This is a genomic window from Streptomyces canus (genome assembly GCF_001514145.1).
Classification (GTDB): Bacteria; Actinomycetota; Actinomycetes; order Streptomycetales; family Streptomycetaceae; genus Streptomyces; species Streptomyces canus.
The window spans coordinates 291989-315570 of record NZ_KQ948661.1 but is presented as its reverse complement, the minus strand read 5'-3'; the positions used below and the strand labels follow the sequence as shown (position 1 = coordinate 315570).

Genomic DNA, 23582 nt, shown 5'->3' with positions numbered 1-23582 from the left:
CCCGTGTTGCGTTTAGGTTCCGTGCGAGATCAGTGCCGGTGCTCGTGGTCCGGGTGCGAGGGATCGCCGGGGTGTTCGTGCCCGTGGGTATAGGTCACACCTGCACGAGCCTGGTCCAGCCAGCCGAAGAAGGCCTTGCGGCCTGCTGCCTTGCGGAGCTCACGTGAGATGCCTTCGCGGACCTCGTCGTACGGCAGGAGGTCCTCCGGGGCCACGCCGTCGAAGGGGGTGACGCCTCGCCTCAACGCCTCAGGGGTGAGGAAGCGGTCGTGGTTGCGGGCGTAGTAGTCCCGTACGGCGGTTTCCGGGACCGTCTGTTCGGACTCCAGGGCGGCGAGGAGGGTGCGGGCGGCGGGGGAGTGGGCGAGGGCTGCGGCGACGATGCTGCCGAGGTCTGCGACGTCTGTCTCGGCGACGGCCAGGACGGAGGCGGGTGACACCTCTTCCGGCACTTTCAGGCCCCGGTCGGCGCAGGCCCTTCGGGCGAGTTCGTCGGTGACGACTACTTGGGTGGCCCAGCGGCGGCGTTGTCTCGCGGCAGAGGGTGCCTCTGTCTGTCGTCGGGCGGGTGCGGGGCCGTTGTGGCTGGTCGCGCCGTTCCCGGCGCCCCTGTGGGGCGCTGCAAGGAAGGCGTTCACCCGTTCTGTCGGTAGCGGCTCACCATCTATCAGTGCGGCGTGTTCCGGTGTCACGGGGTCACCTCCAGGGCGATCGCCTTGGTGTAGGCCACGTGGCCGTTCCATGCCGCCTTCGCCATCAGCCAGTACGAGCCCGGTGGGATCGACGAGCCGTCCACCTCGATCGCGTACTCCACCTGTTCCCCGCCCGGCACCGTGAAGCCCCGCAGTCCGGGGCCCACGCCTCGCCATGTGCCCCACGACGACACCGCCCACAGCTGGCCGCCGACCGGGCCCCGTGTGGTGTTGTGCAGGCTCACCGGAACCTGAGCCCGCTCACCCCTGCGCACGGTGACCCGGTCGGCGTTCAGCCCGCACGCCAGCCCCTGGCCGGCGGGCGGACCGCCGGGCACGTCGAGGCCGACGACGTCCTCATAGTGCTGACCGCCGTACGACAGCCGGGCCGTGAGCCAGTGGCGGCCGGGCCCGGCGTCCGGTGGCGGTGTCACCGTCACCTCGGCCAGCGAGAAGCCGCCGGGGCCGAGCACGTACGGCAGTTCGGCGGGCTCCGCGGACCAGCCGGGCGGCACCTCGAAGACCACCGTGCCCTTCGTCGAGGTGTCGGTGAGCTCCGAACCGATCCGGACCGTCGCCGTGACGGGGCCGGAGGCGGTCAGGGCGGTGGGGGAGAGGTAGACGGAGACGGGCATGTTGCCGCGTGGGGCGGGCCCGGAGTTGTGCAGCCAGTAGCGGGTGTGGACGGGCTGGGCGGGCTCGTGGGCGGCGACACCGGGGTCGGCCTTCGGCTCGGGAGCCTGAGGGGGTGTGGCGAGGACGGTGGCCACCTCGAAGCCGGTCAGCTCCGCCTCCAGAGCCCCCTCGCCGTCCGGGATCAGCGAATCCCCGGGCCTTTCCAGTACGTCCGCCCGGGCGCCCTCCGTCCAGGCGACCGGCCCGCGCACCCGGGCCCGCACCGGCCGTCCGTTCACCTCGTGCACACGGACGACGACCCCGCGCCCCGGGTCCGCCGGCGTCGTGCCGCCCCGGGCCAGCGGGGAGCCCAGCGGCTTGAGGGCGTCGAGGAGCACCTCGCGGGCGGGCTCGACCGCCAGCAGGGAGGTCTTCCTGGGCAGGAGCGGGGACGTGCCCTCACCGCGCACCCGGGCGGTGAGCGGATGGTTGAACTCATGGCCGCGGGCCGGGAGTTGAAGGTCCCGCCAGTCGCCCTCGCCCGCCACGACCGCGTACTCGAAGGTGTGCGACCAGCGCTGGAGCTGGAAGCCCGACCCGTCGGGGGTCGTGCGGCGGGGCGGGTCGACCCAGATGCCGGACGGCCAGCCGGTGCAGGAGCGCATCAGCGACATGTAGAGGTCTCCGGAAGGGGTGACCACACAGCCCGGCGTGCCGCGGTTCAGGACGGCGAAGCCGCGCCCGTCCCAGGCGTCGCCCGGCGGCAGGGCCTCGCCACCGCCCGGCGCCGTGGCCGTGACGGTGAAGTCCTCCAGGTCGGCGATCAGCGCGTCGACCGCCTTGGCGTCACCCGAAGGGTCCGCGCCCGCGATCACGAGCAGCGGCAGGCGTTCCAGGTCGCGCAGGTCGGCGCCCGGCACCCACTCCTCGCGCAGCGAGGCGCGGGGGGCGACCCACACGGCCGCCACGCCCCGCTCGGCGACCTGGCGGCGCAGCTCGCGGTGGGCGGCCGGGTCCATGGCGAGCGCCTCGTCGACCAGGGAGTTGCGCTCCGGGCCGCCGACGGCGATCCGGATGTCGGGGAGGTTGGAGTCCACCTCCAGGTCTCCGTAGCGGGGACCGCCCGCGATGGTCGAGGTGGCGGTGACGCCCGCGCGGACGAGGGCCGCCGCGAGCGGGGTGCCCAGCTCACCGGCCTCGTCCCAGTCGGCGTACACCAGCTCCGCGACACCGATGGCCCGTCTGCCGAGCGGCGCACCGGAGTCGTCGTGCAGGAGGACCCGGGCCGTGGACCCCAGGGCGAACCAGGTGTTGGCCGGGTTGTCCAGCGTCCACGGGAACTGCTCGCTGTCCACCTCCACGAAGCCGAAGCCGCGCCCGATCACCGCGTCGGCGACCTCGTGCACGGGCAGCCCGCCCCGCACGTCGGAGGGCCAGCGGACCCGGATCAGCCGGTCGGCGCCGTCGTAGCCGTCGATCGTCGTGGAGACGTCGAGACGGTCGACGCCCGCCCAGAGGGTCAGCCGCTGGGTGTACGTGAAGAGGCCGAGGTCGGCGCGGACGGTGATCCGGGATCCGGCCGGGGAGTGATCCACCTCGATGTCGGCGGTCACGTCACGGCCGCGCGCGGCGGTCGTGCCGGTCGGGGTGAGGTGCCAGGGGCCCTCGCCGAAGCGCGGGTGCCTCGGGAACTCCTCCTGGACGACGAGCTCGTTGCCGATCTCCCCGGCGGGCAGGAGCTCCCTGCCACCCTCGGCCACCGCCCGCAGACTGCTCACGGCACCGCCGCGCGCCGCGTCGACCGTCACCTCGTAGAACTCGTTGCGGATGGTCGTCCCCTCGCCGGAGGTCCACCCGGGGAGGGAACCGGCCGCCAGCGGCAGGGTCTTGAGGCCCATGCCGGGCACCTGCGGCACGACGACCCGCAGGGTGCCGTCCTGCTCTCGCACGGCCGGCAGCGGCTGGAAGTCGTCGCCGACGGGCACCAGACCCGGGTCGTCGACGGTCAGCACGTCCTGGCGTTCCCAGGTCGCCGGGTTGAAGACCACGAGGTCCGGGCCGGTGCCCGGCTCGACCCGGTCGGCCAGCGCCTTGGTGGCATCGGCGTGCACGGTCTCGGCGAGGTCGGCCAACTCCCGCCAGCCGGTGAGGAGATCGATGTACACCTGGTCCGACTCCGAGCCGGTGATGGCGTCGTGGTGGGCGCCGTAGACCAGCTGCCGCCAGGCCTTGTCGAGGGCCGCGTCCGGATAGGCGTGCCCGGTGACGAGGGAGGCGAGGGTCGCCCAGGCCTCCGCGTCGGCCAGGAGCGTCTCGCCGTAGCGCTGGGCCTGCTTGGTGTCGATGTAGGAGACGTCCTTGCCGGTGTAGACCGGGTTCATGTCCCGGGTCTGCGGCGAGGCACGGCGGCCCTCGGCGTCCAGCTCCGCGCGCACGGCGGCGAAGAAGTCCCGGGGGACGGCACTGACGAACCGGGGCCAGACGTAACGGGCGTTCCAGTCCCGGTGGATGTCCATCACCCAGCGGCACGGCGGCGCGTAGTCCCCGCCCACCGGGAGCAGCACATTGCGCGTGAGCGCGACCTTCTTGAGCCCCTGGAACAGCTTGAAGGCCTCCGCCTCCGCCTCGGGCAGTGTCGGCGCGTTGTCGATCCGCCAGCCTGCGCCGTAGTGGTTGACCATGTACGCGGTGAGGATCCCGCGCCCCGAGGGTGCGATCCAGTCGAACTCCGCCGGGAACTGCATCCGCGTCGGGTCCCGCGGCTCCTCGCCGAAGACGGACAGGGTGGGACCCCACTGGTGGAAGGGGCCGCGCGCCCAGGAGCTGGACGTCACCCCGGCGTCGGCCATCAGCCCCGGGAACTGCGGGTCGTGCCCGAACGCGTCCAGCTGCCAGGCCGTCTCCGGGGACGCCCCGAGGATCGCGCGCTGGTATCCGTCGCCGTACAGCGCGTTGCGTACGGTCGCCTCGGCGCCGGTGAGATTGGTGTTCGGCTCGTTGTAGGTGCCGCCCATGATCTCGACGCGGCCGGTGCGGATCAGCTCGCGCAGGAAGCCGCGCTCCTCCGGGAAGGAGTCCCAGTACGGCTTGAGGTAGTCGACCTCGGCCAGCACGAAGGTGTACGCCGGGTCGCGCCGGGCCAGGTCGCTGTGGGCGCGGACCAGGCTCATCCCGGACTGGCCGCGTGAGTCGAAGGTGCGGGCCGGGAGGCCGGTGGTGGCCGGATCGTCGGCGACGTCCCAGGTCTCGGTGTAGGCGCCCTGGGTGTTCCACCAGACGGGGTCGTAGTGGAAGTGGCTGACCATGAACATGGTCCAGCCGGGCTCGGCGACCGTGAACTCCCCGGTGCCGTGCGCACTCTCGTCGCCGTCGGTTGCGGTGACCGTGATCGGCCCGCCGCCGCCGGTCACGGGTATCTCGGCCCGCACGGTGCCGTTTTCGCCGACGGTGACGACCGTCTCTCCGACGCCGCGTCCCTCGACGGTGACGTGGACCGAGCGGCCCGGGAGGTGCTCGATGCCGGCGGCCACCACCTGGAGCGGCTGCTCGGGTGTACCGACGAACAACTCGGTCGACTCAACAGCGGTGACACGCATGGGGCTCCTACGAGATGACTCGGGGGAGCCCCATCCTGGCACTGAGAGGATGATTCAAACAACCATCTTTGAGTTATCTCGGTGGTTCATCCATGCAAGATCGGCCACGGTCAACGCGTACGGCGAGCCTTCACGGCGTGCTGCGGGGTGATGTGGTCGGTGAGCGCGAGGGAGGCGCTGGCCCGCTGGTAGGCCACCTGGCCGACGCGGACGTAGAGGCAGTCGACGATCATCAGGACGGAGTGCCGGCCGCCGATGCTGCCGGTGCGGAAGCTGGTCTCCGAGGTCGAGGAGATGAGCCGGACGTCGGCGGCCTTGGCCAGGGGGGAGCGCGGGTCGGTGGTGATGGCGATGGTGGTCGCGCCCCGCTCCTTGGCCATCTCGAAGGGCTCGAGGGTCTCGCGGGTGGCACCGGAGTGGGAGATGCCGATGGCCACGTCGGCGGGGGTGAGCAGGGCCGCCGAGGTGGCCGCGCCGTGCACCTCGGTCCAGCCGCGGACCTGGCAGCCGATGCGGAACAGCCGGGTCTCGGTCTCCTGGGCGACCGCGCCGCTGCCGCCGACGCCGTACACGTCGATGCGGCGGGCCTTGGCCAGCGCCTGGGCAGCGCGCTCCAGGGCGTCGAGGTCGATGCGCTCGATGGTCTGCTGGATCGCGCGCAGATCAGCGCTGCCCACCACCTGGACGACCCGCTCCAGGCTGTCGTCCGGAGAGATGTCGGGGCCGATCTCGGCCGAACCCCAGTCGGAGACCTCGCCGCGGCCGCGCTCCTGGGCCAGTTCGATCAGCAGATGCTGGTAGGAGTCGAGTCCGATGGCGCGGCAGAACCGGGTCACCGTGGCCTGCGAGGTCCCGGTGCGGCGGCCCAGCTCGGCGGCCGAGCAGTGGGTGACGGCGGCCGGATCCTCCAGGATCAGCTCGCCGACCTTCCGCAGGGAACCGGCCAGCCGGGGCAGCTCGGTGCGGATCAGGGTGGTGACGTCGGTCGGAGGCATGGAAAGAAGGTATCAGCCACCCTTAGAACCACTGATTGAATACCAGGACCGCGTTGTGGTTTATTGATTCACCGATGGATGATTGTATGGTGGTTCAATCCATCAGTGGGGAGTGTCGCGTGTCCGTCGAGTCAGTCAGCGCCCAGGGCTTCGCCGAACAGAGCCTGGACGTCCTCCGTCACGTCACCGAGTCCGCCCGCGAGGACGTGCACCGCGCCGCCGAGCTGATCGCCGACTGCATCCGCGCCGACGGTGTGATCCACGCCTTCGGCACCGGTCACTCCCAGGCGATGGTCCTGGAGGTCGCGGGCCGCGCGGGCGGTCTCGTGCCCACGAACCGGCTGCAGATCTCCGACCTCGTCCTCTACGGCGGAGACGACCCGAGCGTCCTCGACGACCCGCTGCTGGAGCGGCAGCCGGGGGTGGCCGTCCGCCTCTACGACCTGGCCGCGCCGCACCCCCGGGACCTGTTCGTCATCATCTCCAACTCCGGCGTCAACAGCGTCATCGTGGAGATGGCGCTGCATGCCCGGCAACAGGGGCACAAGATCCTCGCGATCACCTCCCTCACCCACACGGCGGCCGTGCCGGCCGGGCACGCGAGCGGGAAGAAGCTCGTGGACCTGGCGGATGTGGTGCTGGACAACGCGGCGCCGGTCGGGGACGCGTTGCTGTCGCTGCCGGGGGGTGGGGCGGTGGGGGCGCTGTCCACTCTGACCGGTGTGATGCTGGTGCAGATGGCTGTCGCGGAGGCTTCGGGGCTGTTGCTTGCCGCGGGTCAGCGTCCGCCGGTTTACGTGTCGGCCAACGTGCCTGGAGGCTTTGAGGGCAACCTCGAGCTGGAGAAGCGGTATTCGGGGCGGGTTCGGCGTACCGCGAGCTAGGGGGTGCCTGGGGTGTCGCGGGGAACTTGCGGCCCGTGCGGGCTGGTCGCGCAGTTCCCCGCGCCCCTTTTCAGCTCGCCCTTACTCGACAGGTACCGGAGTCAAGGCGACGGCCAGCGGATACGCGCCGGTCGTCAGCGGTGACCCGGCGGTGTTCGTGGCGGTGTCCACCGGTACCAGGGAGTTGTCGTCCGCCGTCGTGACGTAAGCCGTGCTGCCGTTCCAGTTCAGGGCCACGTCGAACGCGGACTTTCCGACGGTCACCCGCTTGCCCGGGGCGCCGGTCACCGTGTCGATCGGGGTGATCGTGTCCCCGTTGCTGGGACTGACCCACAGGGTCCGGCCGTCCGGTGACAGGCCCAGGCCGTACGCCTGGCCGGAGACCAGGAAGGTCGGTTCGGTCTCGTTCGTCGTCGTGTCGATCGGGGTCACCGTCGAGCCGCCGGAGTTGGAGACGTACACCGTCCTGCCGTCGGGGGCCGCCACCACGTTGAAGGGGCTGGGGCCGACCGGGATCGCCGCGCCCGCCTTGCCGGTGGCGAGGTCGACGGGGCTCACCGTGTTGTCGTGGATGTCGGCCACGTACAGGGTTCTGCCGTCGGGCGTGATCGCCATGTTCTCGGGGCCGTCGCCGACCGGGACCGGCGTGCCGGTCGTCAAGGTGCCCGTGTCGATGGACTGCACTGTTCCGTCGGTGTAGTTGGCGACCCAGAGTGTGCCGCCGTCCGGGGTGAGCGCGAGTCCGGCGGGGACCTTGCCGACGGCGACGGTGGCGGTGACCGTGCCGCTCGCCACGTCGATCACGCTGACCGTGTCGGAGCCCTGGTTCGCGGCGTACGCGGTGTGCCCGTCCGCGCTCACGACGACCTCGCCGGGGTTGTTGCCGACGGCGATGTTCCTGGTCGTGCCGGAGGACAGGTCGATGGAACTCACCGACGCGCCACTGAAGTCGGCGGTCAGCGCGCGCGGTGTGCCGGTGCCGTCGGTGACCTGGACCGGGAGCGCGCGGTCCAGGATGCCGGTGCCCGACACGACGACGGAGTGGACGCCCTCGGTCTTCCCGGTGAGGGTGACGGTGACCTTGGCGTCCGGGGTCGTGGCCGTGCCCTCGGAGGGCGAGGCGGTGACGCCGTCGGGCACGGCGAGCTGCCAGCTCACGGTCCTGGCCTGGGCGTCGGAGAAGTCGAGGGTGACCGTGGCGGAGGCTCCGGGCCGGACCGACAGGGAGCTGGGCGAGAAGGAGGCGTCCACGCCGGGATCGGGGGCGTTCTCCAGCATCGTGGTGTAGAGGAACTGGTCCATCACGCCTGGCGAGACCTGCTGCGGGATGGCGTCCAACTCCCTGCGGTCTTCCTGGAGTTGCTTCCAGTACGTGGAGACCGCGTCCGCGTCACCGCGGTGGTGGGCCAGCAGCAGATCCACGGCCGTCCCGCCCGCGTCGCCGTAGCGGCCGAGCTTGTCGAGCCAGGCGGAGGTCTCGTCGAGGAACCCGGGGTTGTCGAGCCGGGCGCGCAACTGGGCGGGCGTGTCGGCCATGTCGGCGAAGTAGGCCTTCAACCGGGTTGCCGCTCGGTCGAGTCCGCTGTCCTGCTCGTAGGCCTTGCGGAAGGCGGCGATCAGCCGGGTGAGGGTGGGGGACTCGGTCGGGTCCAGCTGGGAGGAGTAGTTGTTCTCGGCGAAGATCCGCAGCCACTTCGCGGCGTCAGGTCCCGCCAGGTCCTGGACCGAGGCGGCGAACGCCTTGCCCGGGTCGTAGGCGGTCGGGTTCCAGAGATAGGCGGCCGAGGTGAACAGAGCGATCCGGCTCGCCTCGCCCTGGACCATCGGGTTGGCGGTCACGCCGACGGCGGCGCTCGCCACGCCGGGTTCCCGGCCCGTGTAGGGGCCGAGGAGGAGACGGCTGGTGACGTAGTCGTTGACCGGGTAGTTGTCCCAGACCAGGATCGGGTGGCCGTAGACCTCACGGGCCTGCTTCAGCTGCTCGGTGGTGATGGTGGGCGCGATGACGCCGACGCCGGTCCATTCGACGACCACGGACGGATCGAGCTGCTCCCTGAGGGCCTTCTTGTACGGGGAGTCGGCGAGGTCGGAGTACTCGGTGGGGACCATCTCCAGGGGCTGGAGTCCGGTGTGGTCGGCGGAGAACCGCTGCCACGCGGTGTTCAGCAGATGGGCCTGCGCGGCGCCCGCCGCACCGCCGCCCGTGCCGAACTCCTGCTCGTCCTCGGGGCAGTTCCACTTGGTGTAGCTGATGTCGTCCAGCGGTATCGCGAAGGAGCGGACGCCGATGGCGTACAGCGAGTCGAACTTGGCGGTGAGCGCCGTGATGTCGGCGTCCGACGAGTAGCAGACCGACAGGCCGGGAGAGAGAGCGTAGGTGAAGCGGACGTGGTCGGCGTCGGCCCGGTCGACCAGTTCCTTCAACCGGTCCAGCGCCGCGGCCGGGTACTCGTCCCGCCAGCGGGCCCGCAGGTAGTCGTCGTCCTTGGGGGAGTAGACGTAGACGTTCTGCTTCGTACGGCCGTAGAAGTCGAGTTGGGCGAGGCGCTCGGCGTGCGTCCAGGGGGTGCCGTAGAAGCCCTCGATGACTCCGCGGAGGGCGGCGGTGGGCCAGTCGCGGATCTTGACCACCGGCAACTGGCGCATGCCGGCCAGGAGTTGGCGCAGGGTCTGGGCGGCGTAGAAGGTGCCGGTGGTGTCGACGCCGGAGAGGGCGAGAAGGGCCTGGCCGTGGCTGCGGCCGGAGGTCAGGACGTAACCGCCGGGGGCGAGACCGGACGGGGAGGCGGCGCCGAGCTGTTTCAGCGTCCGGGCGGTGGCGCTGTTCTCGCCGGGGCCGCCGAGGTAGACGGTCAGGTCGGACGGGGGCGGCCGGTCGCCGGCGTCGACCTTCGTGATGCGGTCGGCTCCGGCGGCTTTGAGGGCCGCCTCGACGACCTTTCGGGCCGAGGGATCGGTCCCGGGGCCGACGACCTCGACGACCCGGTCGGGAACGGGGAGTCGGCCGGGTCCGACGGTGATCTTCTGAGGGGTCGGCCATACCTCCGGCACCGTCTGCCGGGGGTCGGCCGAGGCGGGGGCCGCCGGCGCCGCGAGGCCCAGGGCCAGCAGCAGGGCGGCGGCCACACATCTGAGATTGATGAATGAATCCACCTGATGATGCTAGAAGTGTTGAATGCATCATTCAATGGTGCCCGGGTGTTCAGAGTGCCTTCCGGTGCACGAGGGCCGACATGCACAGCACACCCGGCAGCAGCGGCAGCCACACCGTCAGGACGCGGTAGCCGATGAGGGTCGCCGTGCCGAGGCTCACGGGGACGCCGTAGACGGCGAGGGTGAAGACCATGGCCGCGTCCACCGGGCCGATGCCGCCGGGCGCGGGCACGGAACCGACCGCGCTGCTCGCGGCGAGGTACGCGAACGCGACCTGTGCCCAGGACAGCGTCACTCCGAGCGAGGCGCCGACCGCGTGGATCACGCTCGCCTGGAGCAGGGGCGCGGCGGCCGCGCCGCCCCACAGGGCGAGGACCCGGCTGGGCATGGTGTGCAGCCGGCGGGCGTCGGTCAGGGCGGTGCGCACGAACGTGACCGCCGGGCGGCGCAGCGGGCGGACGAGGGTCAGCACCAGGAGCGTGCCGACGAGCCCGAGTCCCGCGGCCACCAGGGGCAGGAACAGCATGCGCCGGTCCGGGACGAGCTCACCGAGCCGCAGCAGACCGGGCAGGGCGACCAGGAAGCCGATCAGGACGAGCGTCTTGGCGATCGGCCTGACCAGCGCGTACAGGGCGAGTGAGGCGGTGGCGCGGCCCAACGGGATGCCCTGCCCCTGGAGGAAGCGCAGGGTGACGGCGTGCGCGCCGAGGCTCGCCGGCAGCACGTGGTTGGCCGCACCGGCGGCGAACTGCGAGGCCACGAGCAGCCCCGACGGCAGCCGCTCGGGCAGGGCGCCCTGCCGGACGACGGAGGCGGACACCCAGCCCAGGCAGGTGTAGAAGAGCCCGATGAGCAGCCACCAGGGGTCGGCGGTGGCCAGCCGCGCGGTGCCGTCGTACAGGGCACGCCAGTCCAGCGCCGCCCAGATGCCGATGAGGAGGACGGGGAGCAGGGTGAGCAGACGGCGGGTGAGACGGGTCGGGGAGCGGCGGGAACCGGCGGGAGCGGGAGCCGGAACACTGATCGGGGCCGGGGCCGGGGCCGGGGCGGGGAGCGGCCCCGGGGGACCTTCGAGCGGAAGCAGGGACACGGCGCACGTCGTCCTTTCGCGTCATGCCCCGTGCGGGACACGGGGCATGACGGAGGCAAGGCGATGCAGAGGGGACGAGGGAAACGTTCCCGCTCGGTGTGACGTTCAAATGTCCGGCAGTCGAAGGGGCGCGGGCGGGTGGGCGAAACGGGGTGGGGCACCGGTGCGGAAACGGGTCCGCCCCGGCTCCCTTTCGGGATGCCGGGGCGGTCAAGGGAACTTCGGCCGCGACAGGGGGCTTCAGCTGATGAAGGAGCCCGGGGCGCAGGCGCCCGAGGTCACCCAGGCGTGCGACTCGATGGAGTTGTTCATGTTCACGTTGTTGGTGTAGTGGTTCCGGCTGAGGTCGTCCACGTACTTCTCGCCCGGCAGGAGGCAGCCGTACGAGGTGTCGTTGTAGTTCGAGAGCCAGTAGAAGGCCACGACGTCCTTGCCGCCGACGAACCCGCTGTTCATGACGGACGAGGCGCGGTTCACGTCGGAGCCCTGGAAGGGGCCCGCGCCGTCGCCCCACTCGGGGTCGTTTCCGGGGGTGACGCCGAGGAGTTCGCCACCGCAGTCGGTGCCGTCCCAGGCGCGGACGTTGCCGTCGCGGCCGTGCGAGTTCCAGTTGGAGTTGCAGCCGGGGCCCGCGTGGGCGGTGGCCGGGATGGCGATGCCGAGGGCCGCGAGGCCCAGGGTGGCGAGGGAGACGGTCAGCTTGCGCATGACGGATTCCTGTTCTGCTTGCGCCTCTTGGGAGGCGTGGGTGGGATGGTGAGGTGACGTCCGCGAGCATCGTCGCGGGGTCTGTCCGTGACGCAGGTGTCACGGATGTCTGGGGCCGGCGCGTCCTGGATCAGGTGCGGGCCGGGACAGTGCGCTCGGCGACGGTCAGGGCGTGCCGCTGCATCCGCAGGTGGGCGTAGAGGGCGTGGCCGTACTTCTTGGTCAGTTCGCCGACGTAGTGGGCCTCGCGCCGTTCGCCGATCGAGCGGAGGGAGACGGATCGGGCGCAGGTGGCGTCGGCGACCGCGATCCGGGTCTCGTTCGCGAAGGTCCTGGCCTCCTCGGCCCGGGTCTGTTGCGCGCTGGGCTCGCGTGTGGACCGGCGTGCCGCGTCGGGGTCGGGGAAGGAGTGGCCCGCCTTGTTCATGCAGCGCGACCAGGCGGCCACCGCGCTCTTGAACTCCTTGTCGCCCAGCAGCTTGCCCACGTACAGGGGGCGCAGGTTTCTGACGGCCACGTCGGAGCGGAACCATGCCGCCGGATCGCCGTACAGCATCTTCTCGGCCTGGCGGGCACAGCCGCCGGACTGCTTGGTGATCGTGCCGCCGGACGGTGTCGGTGACTTCAGCAGTACGGCGTCCCGGCCGCCGTCCATCGCGATGTCAAAAGCCTTCTGGCGCGAGCGGGTAAGGGACTCGCGGTAGGCGATGTTGGGGTTGCGCAGGCGGGCGCGGTCCTCCTTCGCCATGATCCGGCTGCCGTAGCCGTGGCTGCGTGCCCAGTCGACGTCGTCCTGGACGTAGCCGACCGGCCGGCTCTCCTCCAGGCTCAGCGGCTTTGCCTCCCCGTAGCGGAAACCCCGCTTCCTCATGCAGACCGTGATCAGGTGCTGCTCGGCGTCGGAGATCCGCAGGTCCTGGGCGTAGGTGAGCTTCTCGCCGGCCGTGGTGGCCTCGGTCTGCGCGGCCGGTGAGGCGCGGTGGGCCGCGTCGGTGGCCGCCGTGCAACCGGCCAGCACGAGCGAGGCCAGCGCGGCGATCACGCCCACCGTGGTGGCCGCGCGTCGTGGGCTGTGTCCACTCGGTACCACCGTCCGGCGTGGGACGTCGGCGCGCTTCATCGGCTGCTCCGGGGGTGAAGTCGAACTGGGTTGTTCTTACGAGCCGTTGACGCCCCGGAAGGCATGTCCGTATGACCCTCGGACCGCGGATTCTTTTCTTGTGTCGGCGGTCATACGAGGACGGCGCGCGAGGGGTCTTCTCTGTCTGTCTGCCGCCCGTCCGGAACTGACCGACGCGCTGCCGTCCCGCCTTTCGCTCGCTCGGCGCCACGCGGGAAATACCGGCGGGCCCTCATACGAGCGGCCCCGCCCAGCCGTCCCTCGGACGAGCAGGACCTGCGCCCACCGCCGAAATCCGGCCAACCACCGTTCGGCGTGGAAGTCGGCAGGCGCACCGCCCGTTCCGGGATCCAGGCCCCGTCCGAGGCCCGCCCGGGGTGGCGGGCCGGTCGGATCCGGCCAGGGCGGCTGTGACCACGCCATGAACTGTCAGTGCCCGTCGATATCGTCGAACACGCATCCGTGGGGCGGGCGGTACGGCGATCGGGGAACGATGCTCCAGGTACGTCTTCTCGGTCCGGTGGAGGTGTGGGAGGGGAACCGACGGGCCCCGCTCGGCGGGGTCAGACCCCTGGCGGTGCTGTCCGCACTCGTCGTCCATCTGGGCGAGGTGCTCTCCACGGAACGGCTCGTGGACTGTGTCTGGGACGAGCAGGCGCCCGCCACCGCCAGCGCCCTCGTCGCCACCCATGTCTCCGCGGTGCGCCGCGCGCTCGCCCGCGTCGGTGAGGCGGAGGTGATCCGCACCCGGCCGCCGGGATACGTCGCCGACCTCGACCCCTCCCAGGTCGACGCCCGCCGCTTCGAGGAACTGCTCACCTCGGGCCGGGCCGAGGCCGCCCGGGGCCGCGCCGACGAGGCCGCCGAGCTGCTGTCCGAGGCACTGGGGCTCTGGCGGGGGCAGGAGGCCATGGAAGGGCTGGGCCAGTCGTTCGCCCGGATCGAGGCGGCCCGGCTGGGCGAACTGCGGCTGGTCGCCCAGGAGGAGTCCTTCGGCCTCCAACTGGAGCTCGGCCGCGCGGACCGCACGATCGCACCCCTGCTCGCGCACGTCGCCGCCCACCCCCTCCGGGAACGGCCGCGCGGCCAGCTGATGACCGCGCTGTTCCGCACCGGACGGGTCTCCGACGCCCTGCGCACCTACCAGGAGGGCCGCGAGGTCCTGCGCGAGGAGCTGGGCATCGACGCCGGGCCGGAACTGCGGGCGCTGCACAAGGCCGTGCTGACCAACGACCCCTCACTGCTCGGCACCGGCTCTCGCACCGGCTCCAGACCCGACGACTCCGGTCCGCCGGGCTCCGGCGCACGCCCCCACGACCCCTCGCCGCTCGGCTCCAGCTCCGGCCCGTCGGCACAGGAGGCCACCGCTTCGAGGACCCGGCAGCGGACCACGAACCCTGCGACGGCGGTCCACACCGGACCGGACGCGCCGTCCCCGAGACCCGCCCCGTCCCATCTCCCCCCGGACATAGCCGACTTCGTCGGCCGACCGGACCAGATCGACTGGGCCGTCTCGCTGCTGGGCCGGGTCGACGACCCCGTCCGTACCGCCCCGCCGATCGGGGTGATCTCCGGACGCTCCGGGACGGGCAAGACCGCCCTCGCCGTCCACGTCGGCCATCGCACCGCGGAACTCTTCCCGGACGGCCGCCTGTTCGTGGACCTGCGGGCCGCCGACACCGCGCCCCTGCAACCGGCCGACGCCCTCGCCCGGCTGCTGCGGGCCATGGGCGCCGAGCCGGCGACGCTGCCGAGCTCCGTCGAGGAACTGACGGGGCTGTACCGCACGTACACCGGCCACCGCCGCATCCTGCTGATCCTCGACAACGCCGCCGGCGAGGCGCACGTACGGCCACTGCTGCCGCCCGGCCCCGGCTCCGCGGTGCTCGTCACGAGCCGGCGCCGACTGGTGGCGCTGGAGGGTGCGGCCCATCTCGATCTGACCGTCCCGGACGAGGAGGAGGCACTCGAACTCCTGGGACGGGTCGCCGGAGCGGACCGTGTCCGTGCGGAGCCGGACCAGACCGCCGAGATCGTCGCCCTGTGCGGGCGCCTGCCGCTCGCCGTGCGCATCGCCGGAGCGCGGCTCGCGGCCCGGCCGCACTGGGTGCCCGGCCGGCTCGCCGCCCGCCTGCGGGACGAACGCCTTCGGCTCAACGAACTCCGTGCCGGTGACCTGGAGTTGCGCACCAGCCTCGAACTGGGTTACGCCGACCTCGATCCGCAGGAGCGGCGCGCCCTGCGCCGGCTGGCACTGCTCGACCTGCCCGACTTCGCGGCCTGGATCGCCGCCCCCCTGCTGGACATCGGCACGGAGGAGGCAGAGGAGGCCGTCGAGCGGCTGGTGGACTGCCACTTCATCGACGTGATCGGCGTGGACGGCACCGGCCGCAGCCGTTACCGCATCCACGACCTGGCCCGGGAGCACGCCCGCGAGCGCTGCCTGTCGGAGGAGAGCGCCGAGGAGCGGGCGGCGGCCGTGCGGCGCCTGGTGGAGTGCTGGCTCGGGCTGGCCGAGAAGGCCGCCGCGCGGGGCCCCGGCGGCACGGCACGCTACTTCCCCGAGCCGGCCGCCGTACGGCCCCTCGACCCGCTCGATCCGCAGGCCGAGGAGGATCTGCTCAGCCGCCCCGCGGCCTGGTTCGCCGCCGAACAGGCCGGTCTGCTGGCGGCGGTGGAGTACTGCGCCGACCACGGGATGGACCGCTCCGCCCGGGACCTCGCCGGCGCCCTGATCGCGAGCTCGGTCGCGCTGTACAACCAGTTCGACGCCTGGTCCCGCTCGCACACCGCGGCGATGGCGGCGGTGCGGCGCAGCGGCGACGGCGAGGGTGAGGCGTGGCTGCTCACAGGGCTCGGGCAACTGCGCTACGAACAGGACGAGTTCGAGGAGTCGTACGCCTACTACCGCGACGCCCTGCGGCTGTTCGAGGCGCAGGGGGACGGACCGCAGGGGACGGCCCAGGCCCTGCTCGGCATGGCCACGGCCCGGCGTGAACAGGCCCGCTACGCCGAGGCGTCGGAGCTGCTCGGCGCGGCGCTGGAGCGGTACGGGCGGCTCGACGACCGCGGTGCCCGGGCCCGGGTGCTGTACGGCCTCGGTTACGTGTACCGGGAACAGGGCGACGGCCCCGCGGCCCGTGAGGCCTTCGCCGAGGCCCTGGAGCTGTACCGCGCGGAGAACGACCGGCACGGGGAGGCGCTGATCCTGCGCGCGCTGGCCCTCTGCCACCGGGCCGAGGGGGAGTACGCGCACGCCGAGCGGTTGCTGCGGGGCGTGCTGCGGGTTTTCGTCGGACTCCACGACACGTTCGGCGTGATGTACACGGAGCAGTCGCTGGCCAAGGTGGAGCTGCGGCTGGGTCTTCTGGACGAGTCGCGCGAACGGCTCGGGCGGTGTCTGGAGCTGGCGCGGGAGCGGCAGGACCGGTTCGGCGAGGCACTGGTGCTGCGGACGCTGGGGGAGTGGTGTCTGGCTTCCGGTGACGCCGGGAGCGCGCGGGGGCCGCTGGAGCGGGCGCTGTCGCTCTGGGAGACGTTGCGGCTGCCGCTGTGGCGGGCGCGCACCCTCTGGGACCTGGCCGAGGCGTGGGAGGCCGGCGGGGAGGCGGGGCCGGCTTCGGAGGCCCGTTCCGCAGCGATGGGGATTTTCCGGGAGTTGGGGGCTCGGGAGGCGCGGGAGCGGGCGTAGGAGCGAAGTGGGCGCGAAGCGCTGCAGAACCCCTGGGCCGGCGCTTGCAGGCGATCTGCAGAGCATTTGCAGAGGACCCCGCGACGCTCTTCTCGTGACAGACATCATCACGCTCGCGGATCCCAGGGTTGCCGCGGTGACGCACGACGAATGCGGGGAACCGCTCGTCGATCTGCGGGAGGACGGCCAGTTGCGGCTCGATGCCCGGCAGGCCGACGACGAGGGGAGCTACGCCCATCTGCGGGTCGGCGCGCTGCGGCGGCTCGTGCGGGCGCAGCGGCTGCTGCCCGCGGGGATCCGGTTCCTGGTGGTGGAGGGGTACCGGCCGCCGGACCTCCAGCGCCGGTACTTCGAGCAGTACGCGGCGACCATGCGGCAGGCTCACCCGGGCGCGGCTCCCGAGCGGATCCGGGAGCTGGCGAGCGCGTACATCTCGCCGCCGGAGGTCGCCCCGCACGTCAGCGGCGGCGCGGTCGACCTGACCCTGTGCGACCACACGGGCCGGGAACTGCCGCTCGGCACGGAGGTCAACGCCACCCCGGAGGAGAGCGCCGGCGCCTGCCGCACCGACGCGCCCGGCATCGCCGCCGAGGCACGCGAGAACCGGGCCCTGCTGCGCCGGGTGCTCACCGCGACCGGATTCGTCAACTACCCGACCGAGTGGTGGCACTGGTCGTACGGCGACCGCTACTGGGCCCTGCTGCGCCGCGTACCGGCCGCCCGCTACGGCCCCGCCGACCCGCCCCGCCCTCCGGCCTGACCACCGGAGCGGGACAGCGCACGAAGAACACCACGAAGGGGGAAAGAAATGCACAGCCAGGTGACCTGTCCGCCACCGCCGCGCGAAGCCGACAACCGGATGAGCGCGGACAACCGGATGACCCCGGGAGACTTCGACGCGTCCTTCACGGCCGACATGCCACGTCTGCGAAGACGGCTGCTGGCCCTGACGGGCAATCCGCACGACGCCGACGACCTGCTCCAGGAGACCTATCTGCGGCTCTCCCGCAGGGCCCGCTCCCAGAGCCTGACGCGGCAGCAGCATCCGTACGCCTACACCTGCGCCGTCGCCCTCAACCTGCTGCGCGACTCCTGGCAGCACCCCTCCCGCCGTGAGCGCACCACGGACCAGCTGCCGGAAGCCGGCTGGGACGGCGGACTCGCCTCCTACGAGGCCTCCGCGACGGCGCTCGCGCTGCTCGGCATGCTCTCCGAGAAGGAGGCCGCCGCGGTGATCCTCGTGGACCTGGAGGGACTCACCCACGACACGGCCGGGGAGCGCCTCGGCGCCCACCGCGGCACGGTCCAGCGCAACCGCCTGCGCGGCCTCGCCAAGATGCGTGCCGCCCTTCACCACTAGCCCGGGTGGCACTCCCCCACGGGGGTGGGGTGTGCCACCCGCGTCTCCGCGTCTCCCACCGGCGTCACCGGCCTTCCGCTGACGCCACCTCGACGAAGGAAGAGTCCCTTGAAGACCATCAGTACGCGCCGTCGGACCAGCGGCGCGCTCCTGGGCGCCTCGGCGCTGGCGCTCACCGCGTTCTTCTCCGCCCCGGCCTACGCCGCCCAGGACGCCACCTGCGGTGTCCTCGCGCCCGGCGCTTCGGCCACCGCGCAGGCCGCCGTCGACGCGGCCTGTTCGCAGATCGGCGTCTGGTACAGCTGGGGCGGCGGCCACGCCGCCACACCCGGCGCCAGCTACGGCTACTACGACGGCTCCGACCCGGACAGCCTCCACGACGGCGAGCGCAAGGGCTTCGACTGCTCGGGCCTGATGCGGTACGCGTACTACCGGGCGACCGGCAAGGACCTGCTCAACGGCACGGCCGACGACCAGTTCCACAGCTCGCAGGCCTCCGCCCGGTTCTCCGCCGGGCAGGGCACCGCCCCGCTGCTGCCGGGCGACCTGATGTTCTGGGGCAGCGGCCACATCCACCACGTCGCCATGTACCTGGGCGGCGGCCAGATGGTCGAGGCGTACGAGTCGGGCACCCACATCAGGGTCACGTCCGTGCGCACCGGCGGCGACTACGCGGGCGCGATCCGGATCAACGGCTCCGGCACCCCCACCCCGCCGCCCGCGAACGGCGGCACGGTCTTCGAGACCTGGGGCACCGGCGTGCGCACGCACCGGACGCCGAGCGTGGGCTCCGCCGTCGTCGACACCTTCCCCGGACCGACCCAGGTGTCGGTCCAGTGCCAGCAGCACGCGGAGACCGTGACCGCCGAGGGCTACACCAACGACGCCTGGGCCAAGCTCGCCGACGGCTCGTGGGTGACCAACATCTACATCAAGGGCCCGGCGTGGCTGCCCGGCATCCCGGACTGCGGCGGCAGCAGCACCCCGCCCCCGTCCGGTGGCAGCAAGGCCTTCCAGACCTGGGGCACCGGGGTGCGCACGCACAGCGAACCGAACGTCAACGCCGGCGTGGTCGACTACTTCGCGCAGCCGACCACGGTCAACGTGGTCTGTCAGAAGCACGCCCAGGAGGTGACGGCCGAGGGCTACACCAACGACGCCTGGTCGAAGCTGACCGACGGCTCGTGGATGACCAACATCTACATCAAGGGCCCGGCCTGGCTGGACGGCGTGGCCACCTGCTGACCCGGTATCGAGGGGCACGTGTCCGCGTACGACAGGTGTTGTGATGCACGTCACAAGGGGTCTACGGTGTAGGGGCTCGGAGGGCGCCGGGGGGCGAGCCGAGTGGCGGCGAGCGACCGGGCCGCCTCCGGGTCAGGGAAGTGATTCCGTTGTCCGTCACCTGGGACGACATCGGTGGGCTCGTCGACGCCCACGAACGGTTCCTGACCGGTGCCCGGGTGGACGCTGACGTCCGGGGCGCGGTGCTCGACTCCTGGAAGCGGTGCAGGTCCGTCGGTCTCGAGCCGGATCGGCTGCTGGTGCCGTACGCCCCCGGTCTGGCCCTGGACGACGCCTTGCTGCGGGCCGCCGAGCCGGTGCTGCAACGGCTCAGCAGCTCGCTGTCCGACGTCGGCATGACCGTCGCGCTCTGCGACGGCCAGGGCCGGATGGTGCAGCGGCTCGGCGGCGACCGGCTGTTGCGGGGGCGACTGGACGAGGTGCGGTTCGCCCCGGGCTTCGACGCCTCCGAGCAGGTCGTCGGCACCAACGGTGTGGGCACCGCGCTGGCCGAGCGTGGACCCGTCTACGTCGTGGGACGTGAGCACTTCGCCGACTGCCTGCAGCCCTTCGCCTGTGCGGGCACGCCGGTGCGCAACCCGCTCAGCGGGCACATCGAGGCCGTACTCGATCTCACCTGTCTGCGGGACGACAGCGACCCTCTGATGCTGCGGCTGGTCCGCGAGGCCGCCCGTGACATCGAGGCGCGGCTGCTGGAACAGGCCACCCAGCGGGAGCGGGCGCTGCTCGCCGCATACCGGCGCGCCGGGCGGGACGCCGACGGGTGGCCGCCGCAGCCCGCGGGCACGCGGCCGGGGCGGTACGGCGAGGGGGCGGGTGCTCGCCTCGGCCGGATCGATCTGGCCGTCCTGCGGGAGAAGGCCGAGGAGCTCATCGCCGCGCCGCACCGGACCCTCGACGAGGTGATGCTGTCGGGCGGCCGCAGCGCCCTGTTGCTGCGCCGCCAGGTGCGGGGAGCGGCGGGGGAGACGGGAGCCGTGGTCGAGGCGCGGATCCTCGGCGGGGCGGGTGTGGGGCCGGTCGGGCTCGCGGGGCCGGGGACCGTCGACGGGCCGGCCACCGTGGCCGGGGTGGTGCCGGTTCCGCAATTCGCGACGGAGGCCGCCGTCGCGGTGCCGATCTCCAAGATCACCAGGCCGAAGAAGCGGGCGACGGCCACCGGCCTGCCCGGTTCGCCCACGTCACCGCCCTTCCCCGCGCTTCTCCTCCCGTCCCCGCAGCCCTCCGCCCCCGAGCCCGTGACCGACGACCGTCTGCTCCTCCTCGGCGACCCCGGTGTGGGCCGGCTCGCCGTACTCGCGCGCAGGCGCCTGGAGTTGCTGCACGAGGCCGGGATCAGGGTCGGCACCACGCTGGACGTCGCACGGACCGCTGAGGAGCTCGCGGAGGTGGCCGTACCGCGGTTCGCCGACTTCGCGTCCGTGGACCTCCCGGACCCGGTGCTGCACGGCGAGGAGCCGGGACCGCTCGGCGCGGCCACCCGGCTGCGGCGGGTCGCCGTGGGCAGCGTGCGCGAGGAACCCGACCTGTACGGCGTCGGCGACCAGGTCGGCTACGTGCCCTCCACCCCGCAGTCCCGCAGCCTGGAGACCGGGCGGGCGGTGCTCGAACCGGTGCTCGCGGAGGCGGGCGGCTGGCTCGCCCAGGACCCGGCGCGGCTCGCCCGGGTGCTCACCGCCGGCATCCACTCCCTGATCACCGTGCCCTTGCGGGCGCGCGGCACGACCCTCGGCGTGGTCAGCTTCTACCGCTCGGAGCACCCCGCCCCCTTCGAGGAGGACGACCTGTCCCTCGCCCAGGAGCTGGCCGGACGCGCGGCGATCTGCATCGACAACGCACGCCGCTACACCCGCGAGCACAACACCGCACTCGCCCTCCAGCGGAGCCTGCTGCCGAAGGGCCGCCCCGAGCAGAGCGCCGTCGAGGTCGCCTACCGCTACCTGCCCGCGCAGGCCGGTGTCGGCGGTGACTGGTTCGACGTCATCCCGCTGTCCGGGGCGCGGGTGGCGCTGGTCGTCGGTGACGTCGTCGGCCACGGACTGCACGCGGCCGCCACCATGGGCCGGCTGCGCACCGCCGTGCACAACTTCTGCTCCCTGGACCTGCCGCCCGACGAACTCCTCACCCACCTCGACGACCTGGTGGGACGCCTGGACCGCGGCGAGGGCTGGGCGGTGGACAGCAGCCAGGCGGACTCCGGCATCGTCGGGGCCACCTGCCTGTACGCCGTCTACGACCCGGTGTCCCGGCGCTGCGCCCTCACCCGCGCCGGACACCCCCTGCCCGCGGTCGTCGGCCCCGACGGCACCGTCGAGTTCGTCGACCTGCCCTCGGGACAGCCCCTCGGGCTCGGCGGCATGCCCTTCGAGACGGTGGAGCTGGAACTCGCCGAGGGCAGCCAACTGGTGCTCTACACCGACGGGTTGATCGAGGACCGGCACCAGGACATCGACGCCGGCCTGGAGCGGCTGCGTACCGTCCTGGCCCGTGCCGACCGGTCACCGGAGGAGACCTGCGAGGCCGTGCTGGACGCGCTGCTCCCGGCCCGCCCCAGCGACGACGTGGCCCTCCTCGTCGCCCGCACCCGCGCACTCGGCCCCGAGCGGGTCGCCCAGTGGGAGCTGCCGAGCGACCCGGCGGTCGTCTCCCGCTCCCGCGCCGCGGTCACCGAACAGCTCGCCGCCTGGGGTCTGGACGAGCTGTCGTTCACCGTCGAACTCGTCGCCAGCGAACTGGTCACCAACGCCATCCGCCATGCCACGGGCCCGGTCCAGCTACGGCTGCTCCGCGACCGCGCCCTGATCTGCGAGGTGTCCGACGGCAGCGGCACCTCGCCCCGGCTGCGGCGCGCCCGCACCGAGGACGAGGGCGGCCGCGGCCTCTTCCTCGTCGCCCAGCTCACCGAGCGCTGGGGGACCCGCTACACCCCCGACGGAAAGGTCATCTGGACCGAAGTGCCGCTGCCGCGAGGGCTCACCACCCCGTGAGCAGCAGATGGTTCAGGAGCAGTGCGAGTACGGCCTGCCCGACCAGCCAGCCCCGCACCCCCGTCAGAAACGCACACGCGGGCAACAGCCATGCGGCGAACGGCAACCAGATACGTTCCGTCTCCGCCTTGCTCATCCCGGAGAGATCGGCGATGAGCAGGGCCAGCACGGCGGCGAGCACCAACACCGCCAAGGGGCGCGGGGAACTGCGCGACCAGCCCCCACCCGGCCGCAGCCGAACGACGACCCGCCGCACCCCCGCCACCGTCGCCGGCCCCACGATCAGCACCGTGCACGCCAGATTCGCCCACACCCAGTACCCGTACGGCCGCACCCCGCCCGCCCCCTGGTGGTAGCGGGTCATGAGAATCCGATACCCCTCCCACCACTCGAACCCCAGCGCGGTGAAGACGACCGGCACGACCACGAAGCCGGCCAGGGCGAACCACAGGGGCCGGCGGGAGGACCCCGCCCACGCCACCGCCCCCTCGACGACGACCATCAGCGTCAGGCCGTACGACAGATAGACGGTCAGCCCGAACAGCAACCCCGAGCAGAAGCCGTTCAGCCCCGGTCGGACTCCCCGCACCGCAAGGGCCAGTAGCGCCATCGCCCACGCGGCCACCGCCGCGAAGTACCCGTCGGCCGACGTGCCCACCCAGACCGCGGCCGGGGCCAGGACCAGGAAGGGCGCGGCGCGGCGGGCGAGCGACTCGTCGCCGAGGGTCCGTACGGCGACCAGGACCGCGACCGCCGCGGTCGTGCCGACCGTGATGCACCAGGTTCCCGCCCAGCCCCCGCCGCCCAGCCCGATCCGGTCGAGCAGGACGAAGGTGAGGGTGGCGCCCGGCGGATGCCCCGCGACATGGGCGCCCCAGTTGTCCGGCGAGTCGATCAGGATGTGCCCGGTGAAGTCCCGCAGGGCCGCCGGGATGTCGTGGAAGCGACCGACGGCCGGGAGGTACTCGTTCCTGGTGGTCAGCTGCTCGGCGACGCCCCGGTGCCAGCCGTCCACGAGGGCCAGCGACCACGTCCAGGCCATCCCCGTGCCCCAGACGGCGAACAGCAGCGGGCGCCACGGGAGGCGGGCCGCCAGCGAGGGGCCGTACGCCACCACGGCGGCCGCGACGACGACCGCGGCCGGCGTGCCGGGGCCGACGTGCGGGTCCCAACTCGCCAGCAGGGGCGGCCAGCCGACGCGGAGCGAGCCGTCCCGGTGCTGGATCGCCGTGCCGACCAGTACGGCGGTCAGCACGAGGAGCGCGGCGCACACGGCCGCGCACAGGTCACGAAGGAGGTCCCGGTTCACGCGGACGACGCTAGGCCGCAGGACCTCCCCCGGACGGCTGACATGCGAGGACGTCAGAGTTTCGTCATGGTTCGCGG

The 23582-nt window shown here is 72.5% G+C and carries 14 protein-coding genes; 6 read left to right on the top strand and 8 right to left on the bottom strand.

Features of this window, described 5'->3' with window-relative positions; translation table 11 throughout:
• Positions 1-29: 29 nt before the first annotated feature.
• The 3 genes from AQJ46_RS21180 to AQJ46_RS21170 form a co-directional block, all read right to left on the bottom strand.
• The gene (locus tag AQJ46_RS21180) at positions 30-743 is read right to left on the bottom strand and encodes a hypothetical protein (RefSeq protein ID WP_059207094.1); all 714 of its coding nucleotides are present in this window, start codon (positions 741-743) and stop codon (positions 30-32) included.
• Positions 689-4903, bottom strand: a complete 4215-nt coding sequence (locus AQJ46_RS21175) for a glycoside hydrolase family 38 N-terminal domain-containing protein (protein WP_059207093.1) — start codon at positions 4901-4903, stop codon at positions 689-691. Before AQJ46_RS21175 ends, AQJ46_RS21180 begins: the two co-directional genes overlap by 55 nt.
• Positions 4904-5013: 110 nt before the next feature.
• Entirely contained in the window at positions 5014-5898 is an 885-nt protein-coding gene (locus tag AQJ46_RS21170; RefSeq protein ID WP_059207092.1) for a MurR/RpiR family transcriptional regulator, read from the bottom strand.
• 119 nt (positions 5899-6017) lie between these two features.
• On the opposite strand from AQJ46_RS21170, the gene AQJ46_RS21165 reads away from it, so the two are divergent.
• Positions 6018-6782: a sugar isomerase domain-containing protein gene (locus AQJ46_RS21165; protein ID WP_059207091.1), complete on the top strand. Its 765-nt coding sequence runs from the start codon at positions 6018-6020 to the stop codon at positions 6780-6782.
• A gap of 81 nt (positions 6783-6863) precedes the next feature.
• Here the strand turns inward: AQJ46_RS21165 and AQJ46_RS21160 are convergent, their stop codons facing one another.
• The 4 genes from AQJ46_RS21160 to AQJ46_RS21145 form a co-directional block, all read right to left on the bottom strand.
• Positions 6864-9935: a beta-N-acetylglucosaminidase domain-containing protein gene (locus AQJ46_RS21160; RefSeq protein WP_059207090.1), complete on the bottom strand. Its 3072-nt coding sequence runs from the start codon at positions 9933-9935 to the stop codon at positions 6864-6866.
• Between the two features lie 49 nt (positions 9936-9984).
• On the bottom strand, positions 9985-11025 hold the full coding sequence (locus AQJ46_RS21155; RefSeq protein ID WP_059207089.1) for a lysylphosphatidylglycerol synthase transmembrane domain-containing protein: 1041 nt from the start codon (positions 11023-11025) through the stop codon (positions 9985-9987).
• A 240-nt stretch (positions 11026-11265) separates the two neighbouring features.
• Entirely contained in the window at positions 11266-11733 is a 468-nt protein-coding gene (locus AQJ46_RS21150) for a hypothetical protein (RefSeq protein ID WP_059207088.1), read from the bottom strand.
• A 130-nt stretch (positions 11734-11863) separates the two neighbouring features.
• Complete coding sequence (locus tag AQJ46_RS21145; protein WP_059207087.1) at positions 11864-12853, bottom strand: hypothetical protein; 990 nt, start codon at positions 12851-12853, stop codon at positions 11864-11866.
• Positions 12854-13346: 493 nt separating this feature from the next.
• Between AQJ46_RS21145 and AQJ46_RS21140 the strand changes: the two genes are divergently transcribed.
• The 5 genes from AQJ46_RS21140 to AQJ46_RS21120 all read left to right on the top strand — a co-directional run bounded on the left by AQJ46_RS21140 (position 13347) and on the right by AQJ46_RS21120 (position 22196).
• Entirely contained in the window at positions 13347-16544 is a 3198-nt protein-coding gene (locus AQJ46_RS21140; RefSeq protein WP_059207086.1) for an AfsR/SARP family transcriptional regulator, read from the top strand.
• Positions 16545-16638: 94 nt separating this feature from the next.
• Positions 16639-17304 carry a M15 family metallopeptidase gene (locus AQJ46_RS21135; protein ID WP_059207085.1) on the top strand — a complete coding sequence of 222 codons (666 nt, stop codon included), beginning with the start codon at positions 16639-16641 and terminating at the stop codon, positions 17302-17304.
• Positions 17305-17352: 48 nt separating this feature from the next.
• On the top strand, positions 17353-17904 hold the full coding sequence (locus tag AQJ46_RS21130) for an RNA polymerase sigma factor (RefSeq protein ID WP_057611134.1): 552 nt from the start codon (positions 17353-17355) through the stop codon (positions 17902-17904).
• 108 nt (positions 17905-18012) lie between these two features.
• A complete protein-coding gene (locus AQJ46_RS21125) occupies positions 18013-19149 on the top strand; it encodes a C40 family peptidase (RefSeq protein WP_059207084.1) in 1137 nt (378 codons plus the stop codon).
• A gap of 149 nt (positions 19150-19298) precedes the next feature.
• Positions 19299-22196, top strand: a complete 2898-nt coding sequence (locus tag AQJ46_RS21120; protein WP_455770091.1) for a SpoIIE family protein phosphatase — start codon at positions 19299-19301, stop codon at positions 22194-22196.
• Here AQJ46_RS21120 and AQJ46_RS21115 read toward each other — a convergent pair.
• Complete coding sequence (locus AQJ46_RS21115) at positions 22183-23505, bottom strand: hypothetical protein (RefSeq protein ID WP_107117304.1); 1323 nt, start codon at positions 23503-23505, stop codon at positions 22183-22185. The genes AQJ46_RS21120 and AQJ46_RS21115 overlap by 14 nt on opposite strands.
• Positions 23506-23582 lie beyond the last annotated feature (77 nt).

What these genes read in the sequence shown, in the direction of transcription:
- AQJ46_RS21180 (WP_059207094.1), bottom strand. Translation starts at nt 743, where the DNA reads ATGGAACGGCCACGTGGCCTACACCAAGGCGATCGCCCTGGAGGTGAC.
- AQJ46_RS21170 (WP_059207092.1), bottom strand. Translation starts at nt 5,898, where the DNA reads ATGCCTCCGACCGACGTCACCACCCTGATCCGCACCGAGCTGCCCCGG.
- AQJ46_RS21140 (WP_059207086.1), top strand. Translation starts at nt 13,347, where the DNA reads ATGCTCCAGGTACGTCTTCTCGGTCCGGTGGAGGTGTGGGAGGGGAAC.
- AQJ46_RS21145 (WP_059207087.1), bottom strand. Translation starts at nt 12,853, where the DNA reads ATGAAGCGCGCCGACGTCCCACGCCGGACGGTGGTACCGAGTGGACAC.
- AQJ46_RS21175 (WP_059207093.1), bottom strand. Translation starts at nt 4,903, where the DNA reads ATGCGTGTCACCGCTGTTGAGTCGACCGAGTTGTTCGTCGGTACACCC.
- AQJ46_RS21150 (WP_059207088.1), bottom strand. Translation starts at nt 11,733, where the DNA reads ATGCGCAAGCTGACCGTCTCCCTCGCCACCCTGGGCCTCGCGGCCCTC.
- AQJ46_RS21130 (WP_057611134.1), top strand. Translation starts at nt 17,353, where the DNA reads ATGCACAGCCAGGTGACCTGTCCGCCACCGCCGCGCGAAGCCGACAAC.